This window comes from Natronorubrum halobium (assembly GCF_051351675.1).
Taxonomy (GTDB): domain Archaea; phylum Halobacteriota; class Halobacteria; order Halobacteriales; family Natrialbaceae; genus Natronorubrum.
Window position 1 is genome coordinate 1,710,278 of record NZ_CP195595.1, and the last position, 23,736, is coordinate 1,734,013.

Consider the following 23,736-nt stretch of genomic DNA (forward strand, 5'->3'; position numbering starts at 1 on the left):
GACATACATAATTTTTCTGATAGAAGTTTACACGTACTCGAGTTAATCGCGGACCGACGGCCCGGTCCCCTGACCGCTGACTTTTTGCTGGTGGACTGTGCGCCACAGCATATGACGCTCGATCCGGTCCACTACGACGGCATCGCGCGACTCGCGAGGCGGATCGATCACGGCGCCGACGAGCGCGACCGTCGCGCGTTCGCCGAGACCGTCTGGGCGGAGTTCCTCGATCCACTCCTCGACGACGGTCGGACCGTCGTCGAACCGGTCGGCGAGCAGCGCCGCCGGTACGTCGACTGCGAGGACGTCGCCCTCCACGAGCGACCGTTCCCGACCGAACACGGCCTCGACGCGGGGACGATCAACCCGACGACCTTCAAGAACGGCCTCGTCATCGACATCGCTCAGGCGGCGATGAGCACGACGCCGAGCGATCTCGATCTCCACCGCTCGCGAACCACCGTGATGACGGTTCACTCGAACGACGAGACGATGACCGTCGACGAGACCTGGGGGAAGTTCGACGAGGGTTACAGCCGGAGCCGCGCCGTGAAGATCCCGCCCCTCCCGCGGTTCGCCGAGGGCGTCGTCCACGCGCTCGCGCTCTACCTCGCCGAGAGCAAACACGCCTGCGACCACGCCGAGGACGTCGAGGACCTGCTCGTCCTGGACGGCCCGCTCTACCCGCGCGGACTGCTCCGCTGGGCCGACCAGCATCCCGACCTCGCGGACTTCCTGCTCGAGGATCCTCGGCCGACGACGGTCCTCGAGAACTACGTCCGACTGGTCGAGCGCTTCGTCGACCGGGAGGTCCCCCTCGTCGGGTTCGTCAAGAACCCGGCGACGCGCGTCATCACGCGGACGCTGAAGTCCCGCCGAGACGTCGACATCAGCGCCCCGTGGAACGACGATTCGGCGCTGTTTACCCGACTGCTCGAGCGCGGGGAGTACGTCGACGACGTCGAGGGCGAGCGCTGGGAGCGGGACACTTCCGTGCTGACCTACACGAACTGGTTCCGCTCGCGAGGCGGCGTCGACCGGCCGCTGTCGGTCGACGGCGACGCGCTCGGGGTCGAACGCGAACTGCCACGCGAGACCTACGAGGTGACCTTCTTCGTCGTCTACGACCCGCGCGACGATCTCGTCTACCGGATCGAGGCCCCCTACGCGTTCACCCGGGATCCGGAACTGCGCGAACGGCTGACGATCCAGCTATTACAGAACGTGGCGGTGGCCCACGGGCCGCCGACGATCGTCCAGAAGGCCGACGAACTCGCCCGCATCAGCCGCTCGGAGAAGCGATCGCTTCGCGAGACGCTCGAGACCCAGTTCGACACGTCGCAGGCTCGAACCTACGACGACCACCGGTGGGACGAGGAGTACTAGTCGGTACGTACGCCAACGTCGGTCGTTCGAGCGGACGTGTGGAACCGGTATTCGTACCGATAGGCGGACGTAAATCTATTAGTGATTCCTGTCGAGACGGACGCCGTCGAGGACGGTGAGAACGACGATGCGTCCGGAACCGACTCGACGGGAACCGACGGCGGGAACGAGGCCGACGATGGCGATGCGGTTTCCGGCTTTCGGCTCCGATAACGGCGGCGCTCGTCGTCGGGACGATACTGGCGTTCGTCGGCGGCCGGTCGGCCCGCACGGGGGACACTGGAGTCGGCGAAAACGCGCGCTAAGCCGGAATCGCGAGGGGCGCGCCGGTAGACCGTAATTACGTGTCGACGGCGTCGCCGTCGCGTTTTTCGACCTCGAGGTGGACGTCCGTCGGATCGATACCGATCCGGGCGAACTGCGTTCGGACGTGTTCTCTGGCTCCCTCGAGGGCCTGATCTCGGGTGTCGAAGCCGCGGGGCATGGGCGACTCGAACGCGAGGTTCACCTCGCGACCGTCGACGCGTTGGGTCGAGCCGCCGCTGTCGACCTCGTAGAACTCGTCACAGACCCAGACGTACGCGGCGTCTTCGTCGGGCGCGCCGCGAAACGAGGGCGCTCGTTCACCCCGTTCGTACAGCGTGCCAGTCAGTTCGGTGCCGCCGGCACGACCGCGTACCAGGATCATGACTCTCGGTACGTCTCGTGACTGCAAAAAGACAGTGGCACGACGGTGGCCGTTCGATCGGACGGTCGTCGAGCGGCCGCAGTTGTCACTAGTGTCCGGGAGTAGTGGAACAGAACGGCGCCCACGTGCTATCGAAACAGGTTAGAAAGGCTAAATGTACGTATTATATTACCGTTTCTCCGAGGTGTATCATTGCCGCTACGGCGGAATTTCGAGCAGCTGAGTGCGTTATTCGAGTATTACGGGAGTAATCCCAGATTCCCGAGCCAAATCGTTTTGGAAACGGGCTTATCCCCCCTGCAGCAGTGAGTGATAGTAATGAGTTCGGAAGCATCCTTCGGCGGCGACAGTAAGCGGGACCCGTTAGCAGACGTTCCGACGGAGTGTTACGACGTGCTCCGTCATCCACGACGACTTCGCGTCCTCGAGGTACTCGGCACCTACCGAACGCGACTCTCCCTCCAGAAGCTGACGACGGAAATCGTCGAGCGGGAGTCCCTCGACGTTCCGACCGGGCAGGCGCGACACGACGTTCGCGTCAGCCTCGTCCACAACCACCTGCCCCGGCTGGCCGAGTACGACATCCTCGAGTGGGACGCCGAAACCGGTGCCGAACTCGTCGACGAGCCGCCGGTTCACCCCGCCGACCTCGCGGGATTACTCGCGCTCTGTGAGGGCGACCGCGGGGAGGACCTGCTCGAAGCGATCGTTCATCCGGTTCGGATGCCGGTCGTCTCGATACTGTCGGAGCACAAACGGCCGCTGTCCGTCGAACAGCTCGCGTCGGAACTCGTCGCTCACGGCGTCGACGTCGCCGACCCCGACAGTGCGAAGATCTCGCTCTACCACGTCCACCTCCCCATGCTGGCGGACGTCGGCGTGCTCGAGTTCGATCACGAGTCCGGGCTGGTCATCCGACGCGCCCAGGAACTGTCGACGATCCAGTAGTGCCGACGGCACGGGCGACCCGTCTCACGCTTCCGACTGACGGAATCGCCCGATACCAGCCGCTGATTTCTGCTTCCGCGTCTTTTCGAATCGCTCCTGCCCCGATCCGTTTTGAATCCGCTCGTCGATTACGTCCTCGTATCGCGATATTACCGCCTCGAAGGGTCCGTAGTCCCAGTTTTCCGACGGGGAGCCGCGAGTAGGATCGCATTACCGGGTCGGTACTGCGGCCGGGTCGGAGGGAAACGGGTTTGAGGACCCGGCCAGATGGAGTTGATATGACCGATCTGGGTGACTTCGGTGAGTTCAGCGCCGACGCTGACACCGATTCGGCTGCGTCAGACGACGTCGATGCCGATTCGGGCAGGTCCGAGTCGGCCGGCTCGAGTGCCGGCGAGCCAACAGGTGCGACCGCTGAATCGACCGACGACTTCGAAGCGACGAGCGTCGAGCCCCGCGGCGAGGATGTCGGTATCGGTGCGCTCTGTGTCTCCCAGGGGTTGCGCGTCGCCGAGGACGAAGAGGAGACCACGCTGCGCGCGTACGTCACCCACGGCAATCGCTCGTCGATCCGCATCGGCAGCTATCTGCTCGCGCCCTACCCCGACGGCGAGACGCTATTCTGTCGGATCACCGGCCTCGAGTACGCCCAGCAGTACCACGCCGACGACGCGACGGAGATTCACGCCCGGCGCGCGATGCGAACCGACGAGGTGGACGAGTCCGACTACAAGTTCGTCGCCGAACTCGAGCCGGTCGCCGTTCTGTACGACGATGACGGCGAACTCAAGCGGCGGATGACCGACCGGGTCCCGAAACCGCAGACGGTGATCGCGATGGCCGACGACACCGAGCAGATCAAGACGGGGCTCAAGATGCCCGAGGAGGGCGTCTTCCTGGGTCACCTCTCGGTCGGCGGCGAGAAGGTCCGAACCGCGGCGTCGCCGCCGACGATCGACTACCGAATCAAGGACGACTACGAGGCGGGCGACCCCCTGATCTTCCGCCACACCCTGATCGCCGGCGGCACGGGGTCGGGGAAAACCCACGGCGCGAAGAACATTCTCCGCCAGTTCCTCGCCGAGGAGCGGACGTACCCGATGGACGACGGCCGCGAGGTCAGCCCCGCGGTCGTCCAGTTCGACCCGCAGGACGAGTACGCCCAGATGCACGACGACAACCCCGATCTGGACGACGAGTTCGCGCGTCGCCTCGAGCGCGAGGGCGTCGCGTACGGCGGCCACGACGAGACGACCGCGTTCGTTCCGAAAGTCGGCGACGCGTCGTACGCCGCGGGCCACCACCGCGCACAGCAGGTCGAGTTCACGATTCCGTTCACCATGTGTCGAACGCGCCCCTGGCTCGTCTCGGGCGGGTCGCTCAACGACAACCAGTACGGCGCGCTCACGTTCCTGATCGACCGATTCTTCACCGATTACGGGGACGGCGGCACCTACGCGGAGTTCAAGTCGTTCCTCGACGACCCCGCCCTCCGCGAGGAACTCGACGAGTCCGGTCGCGTCCACGAGGCCACCTACGACGCCGTCCGCCGGCGCGTCTTCGGCTTCGACGACGTCTTCGACCAGGACGCCCGGCCGATCACCGAGCTGATCCACCAGTTCGTCCGCCCGGGCGGCCTCAGCGTCGTCCCGACCTACCACGTCAACGATACGCGGGCGACGGAGGCCGTCGTCCTCGCGCTCTCCTCCCTGCTGATCGACGAGAAGCTCTCGAACGATCCCACGTTCGACCGGATCAAGGAGACGCCGCTCGTGCTGGGGATGGACGAGGCCCACAACTTCCTCACCGACGCGGACAGCGTCCAGGCGCGGAAGGTCATCTCCAAGTTCACGGAAGCCGCCAAGCAGGGCCGCAAGGAACGGCTCGGGCTCTTTCTCATCACCCAGGACCCACAGGACATCGACGACGCCGTCTTCAAACAGATCAACACCACCGTCGTCCTGAACCTCGGCGACGAGGACGCGATCAAGAGCGTCAACATCCCCTCGACGCTCGAGTCGAAAGTACCCTACATGGAGAAGGGCCAGATGGTCGTCTACTCGCCGGACAACTCCGAACCCGTCGAGTTGATCGGCCTGTCGAAGTGTCTGACCCGGCACGGCCGCGAGTGAACTTCGGGAGTTTGTGCAAGAAGTCGCGGCGCTTCCGTCGGAGGTCGGCGTGACACTCTGCGACTCGCCGCCGTTGCTTCTCGGAGCTGTTCGACCCGTGTTGCTTCCGCGAGAGTTTCCGTTGCTCGCGCTTCAAGCGTTCACGGTCGTTAGAGAGGTTGAGCGACCCGACCGCCGTACCGTCCGTATCGCGGACGTACTTGAGAATCCCCACGTCGATACCGATGCACTACTCGGTATTCTCGGGCGGTTCGAAGTCCATCTCGACGCCGACGTTACGTCACCACGCCGCGAATGGAGCAAACCATCCTTCTATAGGCCGACACGGCATAACCACAGCGTCCGGGTACTATAATTGGATAGCGGCCGAGTCTCACTCGCGGACAACCCGGTGAGACACTAACGGATATCACCTCCACTCATTAGCTGCGCGGTCTTGAAGCATCTCGCGGAACTGTTCGGTTGTTTGCTCGAGTAACTCTCCCGTCGACCAGTCGAGAATCACGCCGTACCGTCGGACGAGGTCCAGTTTATCCAGTTCGCCATTGTGATACCGCTCGGTGACCGCATCAGGATCTTCGCGGAGCCAATCCTCGCGGTCAGTTCGTATGTCTTCCCGCGTCTCTTCAGTTCCCTCTTCATCGATCTCGTACTCACAGCGGTCCGAATCGAGCTCTTCGATAACAACGCCGTAGTCCTTGGCGGCACGCTCGATCGAGACGTACTCGTCTTTGACGTCCTCGAGTACAGCCGCTGGATCGCGCTCCAGTGGATCACCGAAGCCGCCACCGCCGGAGGAAGGACGAACGAACTGGTCACCTTCACTAATCGGGACGTTCGAGAACACGGTTCCCATGTCCTCGGCGTCACCGTCTCGTGTGAGGGTGACACCGTGGGGGACAGCGGGAAGTCCCCCGTCGATTCCCCACGTGATCGACCGAGCGCGATCCGAGCAATACGACATAACGCTGCTCTCACACTGGAGCATTCGGCCACCCTTTCGGAGTCCGCAACCGCCGCGGTACTCGCCGGGGCCTGCGGAGTCAGTAACGATCTCGTGCTGGCTCGTCAGTAGCGGCGTATCCCGTTCTTGACCTTCGAGCGACTGCACGGCGAGTCCGGCGCCGAACACCGGTGCAGTGGCGTTCGATCCGTCTTTACCTTCGCGGCCACCCCATCCGCCCGCCATCCAGTCATACCACGCAAACTCCTGATTCGCGTACCCTGGCCGCTGGTCCTGACCGCCCGCTAGCAGGTACTCGAGGTTGAACGCACACGCCATCGCACGTTCGGGGAGGACCTCCGACCAGAGTTCGAAGATAGCGTTCATCACCTTCTCGTACGCACCGGCGACCGACCCGGTAACAGGTATCGGTTCTGGCGCGTTCACGACAGTTCCTTCGGGAAGATTGGCGCTAACGACGCGATACAGTCCCGAGTTCAGCGGTACGTCGGGGAAGAACATCTTCGTCGCCGAGACGACCGCCGAAAACGAAGTGCCGAACGTCGAGTTCAGGAAGTTCCCGATGTATTCATCTGATCCTGACAGATCGTAGTGGACTTGGTCGCCGTCAATGGTCATTTCGACGTCAACAGTAACGAACCCTTCTTCTTTGTTTGGATCGTTGTCGATGTAATCTCGCGCGTGCCACGTGCCATCGGGAAGTTCGCGAATCTGTTCGCGCATGATCCGTTCGACGTAATCCTGACACTCATCGAAGGCGGTCATCACCGTGTCGATGCTGTACTTCTCTACGAGTTCGAGCAACCGTTCTTCGGCGATACGCGTCGCTTCGGTTTGGGCTCGCAGGTCACCCATTCGGTCCTCAGAGAGGCGCATATTGGTCGTCAGAAGGTTGGCTACGTCATCACGGAACTCACCGCCGTCCCAGATCTTCAGCGGCGGAATGCGCAGTCCCTCAGCGAAGTGGTCGTTCGCCTCGATATTGAACGATCCGGGAGCAGGACCGCCGACGTCAGCCCAGTGGCCGTTCGATTGGGTAACGGCAATTAATTCTCCCTCGTGGAAGACCGGGCGCATGATGCGCACGTCGTTGATGTGTGTTCCGCCGAGGTAGGGGTCGTTAACGATGTAGACATCGCCCGGGTTGATGTCGCCCTCAAAGTACTCGAGCGTCTCTTTACAGGTGTAGTGGAGGGTGCCGACGTGGACGGCAATATCCTTCGAGCCCTGCATTACAGTGTTGCCCGCTGCGTCATTCAGGCAGTTACTGAAGTCGCGGTTGTAGATCACGAAGGAGTAACACGTTCGACGGATCTGCTGTGCCATCCGGTCGACGAGGTTCGTGAACGAACTTCGCAATACTTCAAACGTGACTGGGTCGAGGTCGATGTCTGCCTGTGGTTGTGAGTCGGTCATGGATTACACTGTAAGAATTACGGTTCCGGTTTCGTCCACTTCAGCCGTCGAATTGGGTGGGACGACGACGGTGGAATCCATCTGTTCGATGATCGCAGGGCCGTTGATCGACGCGCCGGCCCCGAGCGCTTCTCGTTCGTAGACGTCAGTCTGGACGTATTCGCCCGCGCTCTCGAAGTACGCGTCTCGCGTCGTCTGATGAGCTGACTGCGCCTCATGCGTCTTAATCTCCGGGAACGAGGGCTTCTCGACGATGCCGCGACCGATAACGTGCAGTCCATAGATTTCGACTGGCTGTTCCTCGTCGGAGTACGCGTAGGTTTGTTCGTGTTGTCGATGAAATCGGCCCTTGATCGCATCGATACTATCGATGTGCCGCGTACACGAGACTTCGAGCGAGCGCCACTGGCCGACATAGCGCATCTTCACTCGGTGGTCCATCCGCATCTGCTCGTCTTCGACTCCTTCTTGGGTGAGCCGTTCTCGGATCTCGGTTTCCATCTCCGTGAACGCTGCTTCGATATCATCGACGACGTCCTCGGTCGCCTCGGCGATAAACGTCTGCGAGAGATCGTGTTCGATATCGACCAGCAAACAACCTAGCGCCGAGTTGATGCCCGGATACGGTGGGATGATGACCGTCGGGATGTTCATTTCGCGGGCGACGTGAGCAGCGTGGAGCGGCCCTGCACCCCCAAACGCGACGAGTGCGAAATCACGCGGATCGTATCCTTTGCTCGTCGAGACCAACCGGACAGCGTTGCACATGTTGGCAACTGCGATCCGTTCGATCGATGAAGCAGCTTCCGTAAGGTCGAGGTCGAGTGGGTCTGCGATATCGCGTTCAATGACGTCGCGTGCGGGTTCTGCGGTTGCGTCCATATCGCCGCCGAGGAACTCGTTGGGGTCAACCCATCCGAGCACGACATTCGCATCGGTGGTCGTCGGTTTGTCGCCGCCGCGCAGGTAACAGGCGGGACCCGGATCGGCACCCTGACTCTTCGGACCGACACGGAGCGAGCCGCCGTCGTCGATCCAAGCGATGGAGCCGCCACCGGCCCCGATCGTCTCGATGTCTGTCGACGGAAACATGATGGGATAGCCGTACTCAACGGCCCACTCATCGGTCATCTCCACCTCGCCCTCGTATGTGAGCGAAACGTCGGCGCTTGTGCCACCCATATCGAACCCGATGGCGTTGTCGAATCCACACAGGTTCGCGATGGACTGACTGGCAATCGCACCGGCGGTTGGCCCCGAGTTCGCGATGCGAGCAGCATAGTAGCCGATCGCCTCTGTCGTCATCATCCCACCACCAGAGTGCATCGCGAGGACGTCGTCGTCGTAACCCCGGTTCTCGAGTTTGGCCGCGAGATCCGTCAGATACCCCCGAACGACTGGCACCAGTGCCGCGTTGATGACCGTCGTGCTGGTCCGTTCGTGCTCGAACATTTCGGGGAGGATTTCGTGGGAGGTACAGACAAACGCGTCTGGATGCTCCTCAGCAACGATTTCCTGGACCCGTGTCTCGTGGTCGCCGTTCACGTACGCGTTGATGAGTGACACGGCGATCGTGTCGATGCCGCGCGTCTCGAAGATTCGAGCCACTTCACGAACGTCGTCTTCGTCCAGCGGTTCCACGACGTTGCCGGCGTAATCGACTCGTTCGGCAACCTCGAGACGATCACGACGCTGGACGTAGGGATCGGCGACATCCTCATAGGCATCCCAGAGGTTCTCTTTCGTCCCGTCTCGTATTTCGTGGACGTCTCGAAATCCCTCAGTCGTAATTAACCCAATTCGGGGAAGCTCTCGTTCGATGAGGGCGTTCGTCCCGACTGTTGACCCGTGAGAGAAGAACTCTATCTCCGAAATATCGGTTTCTGCCTTAGTCAGGCCGTTGATTACGCCTTCGGCCGGATTGGCCGGCGTTGACGGCGTCTTGGCGATTTCGATCTCGCCGGTCGATTCATCGAAGATGATCACATCGGTGAACGTACCACCGATGTCTACGCCAGCGCGCCTCATGTGAACATCACACACACCCAATCAGGTACTATCAGCAAAACTCTTGTCCCGAAGTTTCACCTGAACTGCCTGAAGGCGGCTATCTTGATCTCCATAAAATGATTCGGCAGGATCGTGCGATCCCAAACGCGACTGTCCCACGGCTGTGCCACCCGATTTCTTGAGCGTGCCTTACTGTCGCTGCTACTCGTTCGTCGTCGCTTGGATCGCGTCACAGATGATGTCGATTCCGACTTCAGCCTGTCGTTCTGTGAGTACGAGCGGCGGTATCAATCGCAGTACGTTCCCGTGACTGCCTGCCGACCAAACGAGGACGCCGTGTTCGTAGCACCGGTGCTGGATTTGCTTTACGAGGTCCTCGTCTGGATTTCCGTCATCGTCGACGAACTCGACGCCGATGAACAGTCCTTTGCCGCGAATCTCGGCGATTTCGGGCGTCGTATCGGCGACCTCGCGGAGCCGGCTCCGAAGGAAGTCCCCGAGCTCGTTCGCGTGGGCGAGCAGCCCGTGCGAGTCGATGTATTCAATCGCTCGAATGCCACCAACCATGGCGGGGACGTTGCCACGGAACGTGCCGACGTGTCCACCGGGACCCCACGTATCGAACGTCTCGTGGTACAACATCGCACCGATCGGCAGCCCGGTACCGCCCAACGCCTTGGCCATCGTAACCGCGTCAGGGGTTACGTCGAAGTGGTCGGTCGCAAACCACTCTCCAGTCCGACCGAGTCCCGTTTGGATCTCGTCGACGATTAACAGGGCGTCGTTGTCATCGGCGATATCGCGCAACCCGGGGAGAAATTCCGCTGGCGGAACGACGATCCCACCTTCTCCCTGAATCGGTTCGACCCATATCCCTGCCGGCGCTTCGTGACCGCCGTAGGGGTGCTCGAACTTTCGTTTGACAGCCTCGAGAGCCCGGTCACACTCGTCGTCTGCACCACTGTCGGATGGATACGGCGCGTGGACGACATCCGCGAGCAGCGGTCCGTACCCCTCTTTGAACTTCTTGCCGGCCGTCAGACTGAGCGCGCCAGCTGTCGTTCCGTGATACGCCCCTTCGAATCCGAGTAAGCCGTGGCGGCCGGTATTGTGTTTTGCGAGTTTGATCGATCCCTCGATCGCGTCGCTCCCGCTCGGGCCGCCGAAGACGACGTTGCTCGCACCCTGCAATCCGCCGGGTGCGATCTCTCGCAGCTTTTCGATGAGTTCGATCCGTGGTTCCGTCGGAAAATCGATCGTGTGCGCGATCGAGCCGAGTTGGTCCTGAACGCCCTGGAGGACGTACGGGTTGGAATGGCCGACGTTGAGCACGCCGATTCCGGCAAAGAAGTCGAGGAACGTGTTCCCATCGACGTCCCGTACCGTTGCTCCGCGAGCCTCCTCGAGTGCAATCGGAACCCGCCGCGGATAGGCGACGGCGTTACTGTCGATCTCTCGCTGTCGGTCGAGGAGTTCTTTCGAGTGCGGTCCCGGCACCTGCTCGACTGACGGTTCTTCTGCGAAGTGGAGTTCGGTTATCGGTGGTCCGTTGCCCATACTACCGTTCCACCGGAAACACCCATATGTGTTAGCCACTCACACACGATTCCTGACATGGCCACGCGTGTCAACGATCTCCTCGAGACACACTGTGAGTGAGTCGGTCTACCGACTGGTGGCGACCGCAATCTCCAGAACAATAGGACGCTCCGATGACAACCACAACAACCTGAATCCGTCTTCGAGCCACAGCCGATGCCCCGACGCGCTACCGGCGTTTCCCTCAAGAAGACACCTCGAGATGACGGCTGAGATAAACGCAAATCGTGTTCCTTGCTATCACAAGGCACATCATATTGAAATACGCCTGCCGAAACTCATTCCGCAGCGACTACCTATGGCCGACACAACACAAAGCGGGCTCGCGAAAGCGCTCACGTCAAAGGAGGTGTTGATCCTGTCGTTCGGCGCGATGATCGGCTGGGGCTGGATTATTTTGACTGGTGAATGGCTCAACGAAGGAGGACCACTAGGGGCGATTGCGGCGTTCCTCGCGGGCGGTATCGTCGTCGGCATCGTCGCCGTCCTCTACAGCGAACTCGCGTCCGCGATGCCCTTAGTCGGCGGTGAGCACGTGTACAGTTTACGCGCTCTCGGCCCGATCGGCTCGTTCGTCTGTACGTGGTCGATTGTTTTCGGCTACGTCACTGTCGCCGCGTTCGAGGCCGTTGCGCTTCCGTCCGCGATGGCATTTATCATCCCTGGGTTCAACGCAATTCCGCTGTGGTCCATAGCTGGCGAACCCGTCTACGGGACGTGGGTTCTGGTCGGAATCATCGGAACAGTCGCCATGACCTATCTAAATTACATTGGTATTCGACCAGCAGCACAGTTTCAGATAATCATGACGGCGATTATCGCCTTCGCGGGAATCGTGCTGATCGCCGGGGCGATTTGGGGTGGGCAACCCTCGCCAGATCCCTCGTTCGGCGCGGGAACGGCCGGGATTTTCGCCGTTATTTTGATGGTTCCGTTTATGTTCGTCGGCTTCGACGTGATCCCGCAGTCAGCGGAAGAAGCCGATGTCCCACCACGGCTGTTGGGTCTTCTGCTGATCCTGTCGGTTGGTATGGCCGCGCTGTTTTATATCGCCGTTATTTGGGGTGCTAGTCGTGCGCTCCCCGGTTCCGTACTCGTCGAGAGTCCGCTCCCAGCCGCCGAAGCGATGGCCGTCGTCTACGATAATCAGTTGATGGGACAACTAATGGCTCTCGCTGGGATCGCCGGTATTCTCACCAGTTGGAACGCGTTCATCATCGGCGGGAGTCGAGCGATGTTTGCCCTTTCAGAGTCCGGGATGCTTCCGGCGACGCTCTCTAAAGTCCACCCGGAATACAATACGCCGAGCAATGCGATTCTCCTCATCGGTGGTTTGTCTGTCCTCGCTCCGCTGTTCGGAGAGCAGATGCTCACATGGGTCGTCAACGCCGGTGGACTCGGTATCGTCGTCGCGTGGTTCTTCGTGGCCATTTCGTTCCTCGTCCTTCGGTACCGTGAACCGGAGATGAACCGGCCGTACGAAGTGCCAGCTGGATATCTCGTCGGGACTGTCGGCCTCGTCGCGACCGCGGTGTTCGTCTATCTCTACTTACCCGGAGGTGAATCAGCATTGCTCTGGCCGTACGAGTGGCTGATCGTCATCGTTTGGAGCATCGTCGGTGTTGTCCTGTACGCAGCGTCGGGAGGAACAAAAGCAGAGGCAACAGAGGATCTCATCAACAAACTCGAATCGTTGGAAGAGGACTGAAGCGGTGCTTCCATGGATAATCCACGCACGCGACGGAGAGATCCACACGGACTCCGGAGTCCCTCGAAGGAGAATCCAACAAGCAGGCAGAGACGCGACCGAGCATTACCGCGAGAGATCGACTCGAAAGCTACCTAGCATACTCAGGAAATGTATGACTGCGCCAAAAGTGATGCTCTGAAGCCAGAGGCAAATCCTCATCTAGACAGTGCCTATAACACTACCTGTATAATAACTTCAGTGAAACGTAGGCCTGTGGACCGAGCGGCGAACTGTGTATGAGAACCGTGCGGCGTTGGCGAGCCGCTCCGCGTCTCGTTTGCGCACGAGAGCTTCGCTCTTGTGAACGCTGTATCCTCCCTGCCCGCGCCTTCTCTTCGGTCGGCGCTCGCTGAAGAAGGGGTGTAGCACCTACTTTCAGCTAAAAATGGAAGCGACAGTGCGTCAGCAGAAGTTCTGCGTGACGTACACCTGATCGTCGTCGGTGATGTGGACGCCGATGCCTTCGTTCTCCCACTGCTCGGCGAGGATGTTGTCCCGGTGGTCCGGCGAGTTCATCCACTGGTCGACGATGCCGTAGCCGAGTTCCTGCTCGTCTTCGTACTGGACGGTGCCGTCGTCGGTGGAGACCGGCGTGTCGTACCACGTCTGGGCGATGTTCTCGCCGCCGGTGTAGCCATTCGCGTTGCACTCGTATCCGGCGTCGTCGTACCGGTCGGAGAAGTCGTTCCCCTCCGGATCGACGTGAGAGAAGTAGCCGCGCTCGGCCATATCTTCGCTGTGAGCGCGCGCGATATCCCGGAGTTCGGTGTCGAACTCGAGTTCCTCGAGGCCGCGGGCGGCGCGTTCCTCGTTCACCGCTTCGTGGACGTACTGCTCGACCGCCGCGCGGTCGACGTCGTCGGCGTCATCGTCTGCAGGGTCGTCAGTCTCGTCCTCGTCAGTACTGTCTTCGTCGTCAGCGTCGTCGGTTTCGTCCTCCTCGGTCCCGTCAGTCTCGTCTTCGTCCGCTTCGTCTGTTTCGTCCTCGTCGGCCTCGTCCTCGTCGGTGGTGTCTTCGTCGTCGGTTTCGTCCTCGTCAGTGGTATCGTCAGCGTCGTCGGTTTCGTCCGTGTCATCTCCCTCGTCGGACTCGTCTTCGTCGATATCGGCGGCGTCATCGACGGTATCCGCGATACCGTAGCCCGTAAGCACCGACTCGACGAGCGAGGCAGCGCCGGCGTCGAGGCCGGAGAACACGGACTCGAGTCCGTTCCAATTACCCGCGTCCGCGCTCACGTCGACGGTATCGCCGCTCGTCGAAGAGCTATTGATCACCGAGGTGGGCGACGTCACCGTCGTTTCGTCGGAGTGCTCGGCAGTGTTCGCCTGTGAGACGTCGTCGCTGTCGGCCACCGTCTCGTCGGGCGCACTGGAGACGGGCGCGGCGGCCCCCACACCGATCGTACTCAGGACAAGTATCGTTACGACTGCTGCGGTAACTATCGATCTCGAGCGTTGTTTCATCCGCACGAGAGTCAACAAGCTATGGGTCAATAGTAATCCGTTATCTACCCATTGAAAGAATTCGTGTGGTAGCTCGAGAGAGATTGTTACCGCTGCAGCACAGCTAGTATCAGTTCGATAACCACTGTACGAGACGCGTTATCACCGTTTCGCGCGGTGGAACGGCGTGTAAGGGTTCGATGTGCCGTCGATCGGTGGCGTGAGAACGGCGTTGGGTCCCCTCGGATCGGTTCTCCGCCCCGACGCCACGCAGTGCGGTCGTCTCGAGCGAGGGAGACGCGCGCGAATCGGGCGCGCTCACTCCTGGGGCTGGTAGTACTGTTTCAGCCAGGTCGTCAACCCCTCGAGGTCTGGGAACAGCGTGCGGTGGTTGACGTTCATCTGGTCGAGTTTGTCGCGGAACTCGAGTTTGCGCTCGCCCGGGATGACGATCTTCCGGTAACACTCCGGTCGCTCCGCGAGCCACTCGTCGAAGGCGACCCGCGGGTCCGACTGGAAGGAGAAGACCGCCGACTGGTTGACGATGCGGTCGTCGATGGCCGGCGGACGGAAGAACATCGCGTACTGGTCGTCGGGGTCGTCGTCCGGCGCCCACAGTTCCTGCCAGAGTTCGTTCACCCGGGAGACGTCGTTGAGGTCGCGAATCGGCGCGTGACCGTCGGCGCTCCCCTCGCGGTCCTCGCGCAACTCGTACTCGAGGGTCGCGTTCGAGAGGAGGTGTACGTCGAGCATGTTCGTCTCGGTCATCTCGAGGACCTCCTGGTAGTAGTCGGGGAGGTCGGCGTGGAGCTTCTGGTAGTCGACGGCCCAGATCGCTCCGTCGTACGCGGTGTCGCCGGTGTGCGTGGCGAAGTAGGCCGCCACCAGCGGCGAGAACGACCAGTCGAGCAGGCGGGTCGGCAGGCCGTAGTGCTGGGCGATGGCGAGCAGGTGCCAGATCGACCGGGGCTCGTCGATCTCGTCCGCGGCGTACTGGACGAAGTTCCGGAGCAACAGCGGCTCCAGACTCCACTGTCCGGAGTCGCCGACGAAGCGTTCGATCGACGTCTCGAGGGTGAACGCCTCGTCCGCCACCCCGCGGAACACGTACGGCGAGCGGTGCCGTTCGATCTCCGGCATCCACATCTCCTGAGAGAGCAGTTCCTGCAGTTGGGTCCACGTTTCGGCCCGGTGGACCGACGGCTCGTGGTCAGCGGTCATCGGTGCGGACGGCCGCTCCGCACGCGGTCGATCGTCGATTTCACACGGCGAGGGTACTCGCGGCGAGCGGAAACCGATTTCTGCGCTCGAGCGGAGTGACAGGCGCTCGTGAATCTCGTCGAAACTAGCGGAAGATCGACCGTGTCACTCGAGCAGCGTCCGCTCGAAGAAGTCGTCGACCGTCTCGGCGATAGTCGCGTTCTTGCCGACGAAGAAGTGATCGCCAGCGAGTGGGACGACCTCGTCGCCGCGCTCTGCCGCGCGCTCGACCACGGGTTCCCAGTCGACGGTCGAGTCTCGCTCGCCGTAGAGTATCTGGACGGGACGGTCGAGTCGCCCGAGCGACGCGCGGGCGTCGAGGTCGTCGGCCAGCCGTGCCGTCGGTGCGAGCGCGGAGACGGCGTCTGCGCCGACGTCGGCCGCGGCGAGCAGCGCCTGGCTCGCGCCGAAGCTGTAGCCGAAGACGCCGACCGGGAGGCCCTCGCCGTCCGTTCGGTCGAACCGGTCGGCGTTGCGGGCCCAGCGGATCGCGTTGCGCACGTCCTCGCGCTCGCCGTAGCCGTCGTCCCACGGGCCGTAATCGAATCGTAGACAGGCGATTTCCGACTCGAGGAGGGCCTCCGCGACCGCGACGAGCCGGGAATCGGTGCACGAGCCGCCGTGTCGGGGGTGGGGCGGGCAGGCGACGACGATCGCCTCGGTTTCGCCGGTCGGTTCCTCGAGCGTCCCGCGGACGTCGCGTCCGCCGGGAACGAGCACGTCGGTCATGGGTGGTCGTTGACCGCGACCGATAATCAAGGCTCGTTACCGGTCGCGCGGAGTACGGGTTCGCCGGCAGAAATCGTCCGAAGAGGACGTACCGAACACTAACCGGAGCGGACTCGGCACGCAGCCGCCCCGACACGCGCAAGCACTGCCGTCTTTTCCGAAAGCTGACTACCGCGGTTGAGGTAATCATGAGTAGCTCACCAACGGACACCCGGACGGATCACAACGCCGAGACCAATCGAGATCAGCTCAACACGGATACGATGCAGTGGCTGAGCGCCCTCATCGGGCTCATCGGACTCTACATCGTCGCGTCGCCGTTCATCTTCGAAGCCACCGAGGCGGCGATATGGAACGACACGCTCGTCGGCACGGGAATCTTCCTGCTCGGCGGGTACAACTTCTACCGCATGACGAAGGATCGGCTGGCGAGCGTCGGCGTCGCCTCGCTGGCCGTCCTGCTCGGGCTGTGGGCGCTCGTCTCGCCGTTCGTCATCGAGATGGGGAGCACCGAACTCGCGACTGGGACCGCCGTTTCCGGTGCGATCGTCGCCGGCCTCGCGGCCTACAACGCCTACGCCAACAACAAGGCCGACGCGCCCGACCGGGCCCGTACTCGAGCGTAACGCCAGCCGCTTTGTTCCACCGACGCGTCGAAGGCGACGAGCGCGGTTACCGGTCGTCTCCGGTACGCCACCTCGTTGCGGAGCGAATCCGAGTCACCGCCTCATTCGCGCTATCGCGACGACGTGATCGCAGTCGTCATTGTCTGTCGTTGATGTGATGTTTTTAAGGGCAACGAGCGATACGTAGGAGTATGGGCATCCTCTCTCGGACCTCCTACGTCATCCGGTCGAAGATCAACTCGGTGCTCAACCGAGCCGAGGATCCGACGCAGACGCTCGATTACTCCTACGAGCAGATGCGCGATCAGCTCCAGCAGGTCAAACGGGGCATCGCGGACCTCACCACGCAGAAAAAGCGCCTCGAGATGCAGAAACGGCGTCTCGAGGACAACGTGGAGAAACACAACGATCAGGCCCGGACGGCCGTCCAGCAGGGTCGCGAAGATCTGGCGCGTCGCGCCCTGGAGAAGAAGAAGACGAAAATGAACCAGATCGAGGATCTGGAACGCCAGATCTCCCAGCTGCAGAGCCAGCAGGACAGTCTGATCGATCAGAAGGACGAACTCCAGAACCGCATCGAGGAGTTCCGCACGAAGAAGGAGACGATGAAAGCTCGCCACGAGGCCGCCAAGGCGAGTTCCACCGTATCGGAAGCGATGACGGCCACTGGCGAGGAGTTCGAGGATGTCGGCCGCGCCATCGAGCGGGCCGAAGAGAAGACCGAGGACATGGAGGCGCGCGCCGCCGCACTCGACGAACTCCACGAGTCCGGCGCGTTCGACGACGTCCTCTCGGACAAGGACAACATCGACCGCGAACTCGAGTCGCTGGAGACCGGTAGCGGGGTCGACGCCGAACTCGAGACGCTCAAATCCGAGATGGGCGAGACGGAGGAGACCGATACACCGGCCGACGTCGACAGCGACGTCGACGAGGACGAACTGGAAGACGTCGAGAGCGAGGTCGACAGCGAGGTCGAGGCCGAACTCGCGGAACTACAGGACGAAGAAAACACCTGATCACGGCCGGCGGGGAGCGGTTCGAACGGTACGAGCGATTCGGCTCTCGTGTTAGTGACGATTCGCGCAGCGTGTATGCAAGAGCAACGACTACCACGGTCGGCGCGAAAAGGACTGTATGGGAACGGAACGGTCATTTGATACGCTGTCATTGACCAATCAGGCCGTCCTCCTCGGGGTCACCGAACTGCATCGAGACGATGAAACGCCCGTCCAGACGCACGAACTTCGTCGCGTCTGTGACACCCGACTCGAGCACGTCGACACGGAAGTCGTCGGCACGATCACCGAGGCGGACGTCATGCGTTCGCTGTACAAACTCGAGGACGAGGGGTTCGTCGAGGAGGTCGAGATCGATCGGACGTCGCCGACGGGGAAGGGGCGACCCGCGTACACGCTCGCGCTCGCTCCGGACGAAGTCCGCGAGGGTGTCGACGATGCGCTTCTCGAGGAGACGGACTGAGCCTTCGAAACGAGACACGCGTGCCGTACGAACGGCTCAAGCAGGAGTTCCCAGCACGGTGATGTCGTAATCGGCGACGTCCGCCGGGGCCTCGAGGACGACGACCTGAAACTCCCAGGCCGAGTCGGGGTCGAGATCCCCGTTGCTGGCGAGATACTGCCCGATCACGTTGCCGGCGTCGTTGTAGATCCGCGTCCGAACTTCGACGATCTGGAGCCGATCGTCACCGGTGTTTTCGACGGTCCCCTGCACGGTCGAACCGAGATAGCCGTCCTCGACGACGAACTCGTGATCGACCAGCGAGAGGACGTCGAGCGGCGTCACCGACTGGGAGGGTTCCTGTTCGGCGAGTGATTCGGCGGCGGACATCTCCTCCGCCGACCGCTCGGAGGCGTTACTGGTGTTTACCTCGCCGACGTTGCCGTCTTCGTAGGACGGCTCTCCGTCGATACCGCCGCTACCGATACAGCCGGCGGCTGCAGCCGCGATACCCGCACCGACCGACGCGAGCACTCGCCGTCTACTCGTCGACTCCCGTCGGGTCATCGTCGTCGAGCCTGCGTCCGCGAGTTGGTTCCGTCACCGAGCATGTGTCGGACGACACCCCGGACGCATTTCAGTGTAAGCCCTGAAGAGGCAATTCTCGGGTACTCCCGTACGGAAGTGTGTCTACCTTTCGCACTGTTCGAGGATGGTTTCGGACTCCGCAGCGACACCGAGATGGTTCCACGCCGGTGCTGGCAATGTGCAACGCAGGCCCTTATTGCCGGGTCCATGGAACGTGTGGCTATGAGTTCCTCCGAGACTGACGAGACGCTCGAGTCCTACGGGGCCGACGTCGGAACGCAGGGGGGAGTACTGACGGGGTTTCGCGAGTGGGTCATGATCCAAGGGAGCCGAATCGCCGTCGCGGCCGTCCTCTTACTCGTCATCTCCGTCCTGCTGGTCGCGTCGTACGAACTGGATCTCCTCGGATTCGCCAACCCGAACTCCGTAACCCGTGTCGCCAGCGGCATGATCGCCGGGACGTTCTCGCTGGTCACGCTGGTCGTCTCGGTCAACCAACTCATCCTCTCTCAGGAGTTCACGTCGGCGGGAAAAGCCCGCGACCGCCTCGACGGCGTCGTGGAGTTTCGTCAGGACGTGGCCGAAGAGGCGGGCATCCCCGCGAGCCCGGCCGCGCCCACGAGAGTACTCGAGCTGGTTATCGAATCGATTCGTCACGACGCCATAGCGTTCGCCGATGCCGTCGATGATCACGACGACGAGACTCGCGAGATCGTCACCAAGTTCACGAACAGCGTTCAGGAGCGCGCCGACCGGATCGACGACACGCTCGAGGAGACGAGTTTCGGGACGTTCACGGCCGTGTCGGCGGCGATCAACTACGACGAGGCCTGGCAGCTGTACGTCGCGACCCACCTCCACGGTGAGTACGCCGACTCGCTGTCGTCGGACGCGTCGGAGCGACTCGAGGAGCTGATCGGCTCCCTGAAACTGTTCAACGTGGCCCGGGAGCACTTCAAGACGACCTACCTGCAGCGGGAACTCACCCGGTTCTCTCAGCTGACGATCTACTGCGGGGTCCCGTCGATCCTCTCGGCGATCGTCCTGGGCCTCTTGTACGCCGACGTCACCGGACCGAGCGTCAACGTCGTCGTGCTCCCCTACCTCGCGATCGTCCTGATCGTCGTCGGGCTGTCGCCACTGGCGCTCCTCGTCTCCTACATTCTTCGGACCGCGACCGTCACGCGTCGGACCTCGTCCGTCGGGCCGATGATTCCCCAGAAGGACCCCGAACAGGGGCCGTTCGACGTGGTCTACGGCGAAGATCAGTAGTACCCTCCCCCAGCTCAGGGTGGAAGCGACGCCTCACTCCCACTCGACGTCGCTTCCGCGGTCGGTCTCTCGGAGGATGAACGGACCGATCGCGAGCGTCCACTTCGCGACGGTGACGATCCGGAGGATGTACGACAGGAAGATGGCGAACGGCATCACGCCGACGACGAATCCGAGGCCGACGAACAGCAACCCGCGGTCGATCCCTGCAATCGTCCCGGCTACGTCACCCGTCTCGAAGACCAGAATCATGTAGGCCGCGACCGCCAGCGCTGGCAGTGCGATGTACACCAGCGCCCGCGAGATGTTGATGATCTCCCACCGGAAGTACAGCGTCTTGAAGTGCTCGCGTGCGGGTCCGAAGAACTCGAGGATGGCGAGCAACTCCTCGAGTTCTTCGAGAACGGCGTCCGGAAGCGCCGTTTCATGGCGACTCCGCACGCGACGGCCGGTGTAGATCTTCCAGGAGTAGTTGTACTTGAGGGCGGACTTGACGACCTCGAATCGGCCGAACTGCTCGCCCTCGAGGTCTTCGGAGACCCGCTCGGCGTCGGCGTCGATTCCCTCGGCGTACTCGCGGATGTCCTCGCGAGCGGCGGCGTCGATATCGGGTTCGGACTCGAGGACCTCGAGGATGTCCCGTGCCCGTTCACCGGTCGCCTCGACGAGCCCGCGGAGGAAGATGGACGGTTCCGGTGGGCTGGTGTTGCGACCCACGGCGTCCTCGACATCTCGGCGGAAGTCCATGGCATCCGCCATGCGCTTGCGCTGGTCGCCGACGGGACCGAGTTCCTCGGCGAGCACGAGCTGATTGAAGGTCAACACGAGGCTGACGCCCATGATGATCCCGATGATGATCGGGGTGAACAGCGCGAAGACGGGATCGGGTTCGAACAGTTTCGTGATGGAGCCGGGGCCGTACTCCCCGAGGCCGACGAGGACGGCGTAGGCGACGGCGAGCATCGCGCCGGCAACCAGTATCCGGTTGCCTTCGACCAGAAACCACAGCATCGGACGGCCGCCGTACACGCGGTCGACCATCGTGTCCGCCGTCTCGTCGCTCTCGCTCCGACCGGACTCGCTCATGTGTCCCGGTGATACTATGGCCGCTCCTACAAGTGTTTTCGTCGCTTGCACCTCGTAAACTCCCGCTACGACGCGGGACTCGACGTCCGTCGCACCGGTCGAGGTTGCTCACTCCCGGATGAGTCTTTTATCCGACGCCACCGTTGCGTTTCCCACAGGATGAGTGATTCGGACTCGAGCGACGTGTTGGGTCAGCGGGCCGACGTCGGCGGTCCGCGGCTGTGGGTGTTGCTCCAGTTGAACCGCTGGCTCTTCACGGCGGCCATACTGGTGGTCGTGTTCGCAGTGCTGGTCGGGTGCAGCCTGCTCGGATTGACCCCCCTGCGTGCGATCGTCGAGCAACACAACGGGACGTTCTGGATCTTTTCGTCGTTCATCGGCGCGATCATCACGGGCACGTCGATCGTCGTCACGATCAACCAACTGGTGCTCTCCCAGGAACTCGGCGCCGTCGGCGAGCAGCGAGATCGGATGCAGGACGCGATGGACTTCCGTCAGGATCTCGAGAACACGCTCGAGGAGGACATCACGCCGCCCGAACCAGCGGCGTTCCTCTACGAACTCCTCGACGGCGTCGAGGAGGAGGCGACCGACCTCGAATCGGCAATCGAGGGCCACAGCGACGAGGTGCAGGAGAAGGTCACCGACTACGTCGACGACGCCGTCGAAAACGCGCGAGTCGTCATGGACGACCTCAAGGACGCCCAGTTCGGCACCTTCGACGTGATCTGGAACGCGCTGAACTTCAACTACTCCCGGAAGATCTACGACGCCCGCAAGATCCGCGCCGACCACGACGACGAACTCTCGGAGGAGGCCCACGAGGAGATCGGCGAGATGATTCGGGTCCTCAAGTTCTTCGGGCCGGCTCGCGAACACTTCAAGACGCTGTACTTCCAGTGGGAACTGATCAACCTCTCGCGGGCGCTGCTCTACATCGCGGTGCCCGCGCTCGCGGTGATGGCGCTGTTGATGATGTACGTCGACGGCAGCGCGCTCCCCGGAACGTTCCTGGGTATCGACAACCTCGTCTGGGTGACTAGCGCGGGCTTCGTCGTCGGAATCGCGCCGTTCGTCGTCTTCATCGTCTACATCCTGCGAATCGCGACCGTCGCCAAACGGACGCTGGCGATGGGCCCGTTCATCCTCCGGGAGTCCGAGCGGGACGAAGACCTGGGCTGATCCCCCACTCGACGAACTCGCCGCCTGCCATACCTATTTCCGAGCCTTCGTGGTATCCCCGCGAGCGATGAGCGGCGACGGCTCACAGCCGAGCGACACGATGGCCGAACGGAGTGCGGATCCGACCTGGAAACACCAGCTACTGCTGAACGCGAACCGGTGGCTCGTCACGGCCGGACTCATGGCCTTCGTCTTCGTCGGTCTGCTCGTCGTCAGCGAACTCAGTCCCGTCTCGCTGCTGGCGCTGATGGGCGAGAAGGCGCCCGTCCACACGCTCTTTCAGGCGCTCGTGACCGCGCTGATCACCGGCGTCACGCTGGTCGTAACGATCAACTCGCTGGTGCTCTCCCAGGAACTCGGCGCCGTCGAAGACCAGCGAGGACGGCTCGACGGCGCCCTCGAGTTCCGCGAGGACATCGAGAGTTCGATCGACGCCCCGATCAGCCCGCCGGAGCCGGCGTCGTTCGTCCAGGCGATCATCGCCGCCTCCGAGGAGCGCGCGACGGACTTCCGCGAGGCCGTCTCCGACAGCCACGACGACGAACTGATCGAACGCGTGGACGACTTCGTCGACAACCTGACGACCCACGCCGACTCGATCCGGGACGACCTCGAGGACGCCCAGTTCGGCACCTACGACGTCGTCAAGGCCGCGCTGGACTACAACTACTCCTGGAAGATCTTCCGGGCTCGCCGGATCAAGAACTCGCACGTCGACTCCTTCGACGAGGAGGCCGAGGCGGCCTACGATGAACTGCTCGAGTCGCTGAAACTGTTCGGCCTCGCCCGGGAGCACTTCAAGACGCTGTACTTCCAGTGGGAGCTGATCAACCTCTCGCGGGCGATGATGTACGTCGCCGTGCCCGCGCTCGTCGTGGCGATGTCGATGCTGCTCTTCTTCGACGTGGACGCCGTGACGGGAACCGTTCTCGGCATCGATACCGTCGTCTGGATCGTCGTCGTCACGTCGACCGTCGCCGTCACGCCGTTCCTCCTGCTGATCGCCTTCATCCTGCGGATCGCGACGATAGCTAAACGAACGCTCGCGATCGGGCCGTTCATCCTCCGGGACTCGAGTCGCGGCGAGGAGATCGACTGGGGGTCGGAGTGACGGGAGATCGACTGGGGGTCGGAGTGACGGGAGATCGACTGGGGGTCGAAGTGACGGGAGATTGCTGAGAATCGGCGTGGCCGAC

General features: G+C 62.3%; 20 protein-coding genes and 1 pseudogene. 11 read left to right on the forward strand and 10 right to left on the reverse strand.

The window, feature by feature from the left end:
• Nucleotides 1-111: 111 nt before the first annotated feature.
• Entirely contained in the window at nucleotides 112-1,386 is a 1,275-nt protein-coding gene (locus tag ACSFC7_RS08435; RefSeq protein WP_436347267.1) for a DNA double-strand break repair nuclease NurA, read from the forward strand.
• Between the two features lie 81 nt (nucleotides 1,387-1,467).
• On the forward strand, nucleotides 1,468-1,599 hold the full coding sequence (locus ACSFC7_RS08440) for a hypothetical protein (RefSeq protein ID WP_436347268.1): 132 nt from the start codon (nucleotides 1,468-1,470) through the stop codon (nucleotides 1,597-1,599).
• A gap of 127 nt (nucleotides 1,600-1,726) precedes the next feature.
• Here the strand turns inward: ACSFC7_RS08440 and ACSFC7_RS08445 are convergent, their stop codons facing one another.
• Nucleotides 1,727-2,074: a DUF7113 family protein gene (locus tag ACSFC7_RS08445; RefSeq protein WP_436347269.1), complete on the reverse strand. Its 348-nt coding sequence runs from the start codon at nucleotides 2,072-2,074 to the stop codon at nucleotides 1,727-1,729.
• Between the two features lie 318 nt (nucleotides 2,075-2,392).
• Between ACSFC7_RS08445 and ACSFC7_RS08450 the strand changes: the two genes are divergently transcribed.
• Both ACSFC7_RS08450 and ACSFC7_RS08455 read left to right on the forward strand, forming a co-directional pair.
• Nucleotides 2,393-3,022: a DUF7344 domain-containing protein gene (locus ACSFC7_RS08450; RefSeq protein WP_436347270.1), complete on the forward strand. Its 630-nt coding sequence runs from the start codon at nucleotides 2,393-2,395 to the stop codon at nucleotides 3,020-3,022.
• A 278-nt stretch (nucleotides 3,023-3,300) separates the two neighbouring features.
• Nucleotides 3,301-5,154, forward strand: coding sequence for an ATP-binding protein (locus tag ACSFC7_RS08455; protein WP_436347271.1), 1,854 nt, complete (start codon nucleotides 3,301-3,303; stop codon nucleotides 5,152-5,154).
• Here ACSFC7_RS08455 and ACSFC7_RS08460 read toward each other — a convergent pair.
• From ACSFC7_RS08460 to ACSFC7_RS08475, 4 genes and pseudogenes are all read right to left on the reverse strand, one after another.
• Nucleotides 5,153-5,425: pseudogene (locus ACSFC7_RS08460) on the reverse strand (transposase); the annotation flags it as partial. The gene ACSFC7_RS08455 and the pseudogene ACSFC7_RS08460 overlap by 2 nt on opposite strands.
• Nucleotides 5,426-5,563: 138 nt before the next feature.
• A complete protein-coding gene (locus ACSFC7_RS08465) occupies nucleotides 5,564-7,534 on the reverse strand; it encodes a hydantoinase B/oxoprolinase family protein (RefSeq protein WP_436347272.1) in 1,971 nt (656 codons plus the stop codon).
• Nucleotides 7,535-7,537: 3 nt separating this feature from the next.
• Nucleotides 7,538-9,562 (reverse strand): hydantoinase/oxoprolinase family protein, encoded by a 2,025-nt coding sequence (locus ACSFC7_RS08470; protein WP_436347273.1) that lies wholly within the window; start codon nucleotides 9,560-9,562, stop codon nucleotides 7,538-7,540.
• Between the two features lie 183 nt (nucleotides 9,563-9,745).
• Nucleotides 9,746-11,101, reverse strand: coding sequence for an aspartate aminotransferase family protein (locus ACSFC7_RS08475; protein ID WP_436347274.1), 1,356 nt, complete (start codon nucleotides 11,099-11,101; stop codon nucleotides 9,746-9,748).
• Nucleotides 11,102-11,441: 340 nt separating this feature from the next.
• On the opposite strand from ACSFC7_RS08475, the gene ACSFC7_RS08480 reads away from it, so the two are divergent.
• A complete protein-coding gene (locus ACSFC7_RS08480; RefSeq protein ID WP_436347275.1) occupies nucleotides 11,442-12,851 on the forward strand; it encodes an APC family permease in 1,410 nt (469 codons plus the stop codon).
• Nucleotides 12,852-13,295: 444 nt separating this feature from the next.
• On the opposite strand, the gene ACSFC7_RS08485 is transcribed toward ACSFC7_RS08480, so the two are convergent.
• The 3 genes from ACSFC7_RS08485 to ACSFC7_RS08495 form a co-directional block, all read right to left on the reverse strand.
• Entirely contained in the window at nucleotides 13,296-14,288 is a 993-nt protein-coding gene (locus tag ACSFC7_RS08485) for a CAP domain-containing protein (protein WP_436347276.1), read from the reverse strand.
• Nucleotides 14,289-14,654: 366 nt separating this feature from the next.
• Nucleotides 14,655-15,557: an FRG domain-containing protein gene (locus ACSFC7_RS08490; RefSeq protein WP_436347277.1), complete on the reverse strand. Its 903-nt coding sequence runs from the start codon at nucleotides 15,555-15,557 to the stop codon at nucleotides 14,655-14,657.
• 144 nt (nucleotides 15,558-15,701) lie between these two features.
• Nucleotides 15,702-16,325 (reverse strand): alpha/beta hydrolase, encoded by a 624-nt coding sequence (locus tag ACSFC7_RS08495; RefSeq protein ID WP_436347278.1) that lies wholly within the window; start codon nucleotides 16,323-16,325, stop codon nucleotides 15,702-15,704.
• A 188-nt stretch (nucleotides 16,326-16,513) separates the two neighbouring features.
• Between ACSFC7_RS08495 and ACSFC7_RS08500 the strand changes: the two genes are divergently transcribed.
• The 3 genes from ACSFC7_RS08500 (at nucleotide 16,514) to ACSFC7_RS08510 (ending at nucleotide 18,433) form a co-directional block, all read left to right on the forward strand.
• Nucleotides 16,514-16,951 (forward strand): SPW repeat domain-containing protein, encoded by a 438-nt coding sequence (locus tag ACSFC7_RS08500; protein WP_436347279.1) that lies wholly within the window; start codon nucleotides 16,514-16,516, stop codon nucleotides 16,949-16,951.
• Between the two features lie 191 nt (nucleotides 16,952-17,142).
• Entirely contained in the window at nucleotides 17,143-17,970 is an 828-nt protein-coding gene (locus ACSFC7_RS08505) for a PspA/IM30 family protein (protein WP_436347280.1), read from the forward strand.
• 118 nt (nucleotides 17,971-18,088) lie between these two features.
• Nucleotides 18,089-18,433 carry a hypothetical protein gene (locus ACSFC7_RS08510; protein WP_436347281.1) on the forward strand — a complete coding sequence of 115 codons (345 nt, stop codon included), beginning with the start codon at nucleotides 18,089-18,091 and terminating at the stop codon, nucleotides 18,431-18,433.
• A 36-nt stretch (nucleotides 18,434-18,469) separates the two neighbouring features.
• Here ACSFC7_RS08510 and ACSFC7_RS08515 read toward each other — a convergent pair whose 3' ends face one another.
• On the reverse strand, nucleotides 18,470-18,979 hold the full coding sequence (locus ACSFC7_RS08515) for an FxLYD domain-containing protein (protein ID WP_436347282.1): 510 nt from the start codon (nucleotides 18,977-18,979) through the stop codon (nucleotides 18,470-18,472).
• A gap of 243 nt (nucleotides 18,980-19,222) precedes the next feature.
• Between ACSFC7_RS08515 and ACSFC7_RS08520 the strand changes: the two genes are divergently transcribed.
• On the forward strand, nucleotides 19,223-20,272 hold the full coding sequence (locus ACSFC7_RS08520; RefSeq protein ID WP_436347283.1) for a hypothetical protein: 1,050 nt from the start codon (nucleotides 19,223-19,225) through the stop codon (nucleotides 20,270-20,272).
• A 33-nt stretch (nucleotides 20,273-20,305) separates the two neighbouring features.
• Here ACSFC7_RS08520 and ACSFC7_RS08525 read toward each other — a convergent pair whose 3' ends face one another.
• Nucleotides 20,306-21,358, reverse strand: coding sequence for a hypothetical protein (locus tag ACSFC7_RS08525; RefSeq protein WP_436347284.1), 1,053 nt, complete (start codon nucleotides 21,356-21,358; stop codon nucleotides 20,306-20,308).
• A gap of 159 nt (nucleotides 21,359-21,517) precedes the next feature.
• On the opposite strand from ACSFC7_RS08525, the gene ACSFC7_RS08530 reads away from it, so the two are divergent.
• Entirely contained in the window at nucleotides 21,518-22,540 is a 1,023-nt protein-coding gene (locus ACSFC7_RS08530; RefSeq protein WP_436347285.1) for a hypothetical protein, read from the forward strand.
• Nucleotides 22,541-22,607: 67 nt separating this feature from the next.
• Nucleotides 22,608-23,651, forward strand: a complete 1,044-nt coding sequence (locus tag ACSFC7_RS08535) for a hypothetical protein (protein ID WP_436347286.1) — start codon at nucleotides 22,608-22,610, stop codon at nucleotides 23,649-23,651.
• Nucleotides 23,652-23,736 lie beyond the last annotated feature (85 nt).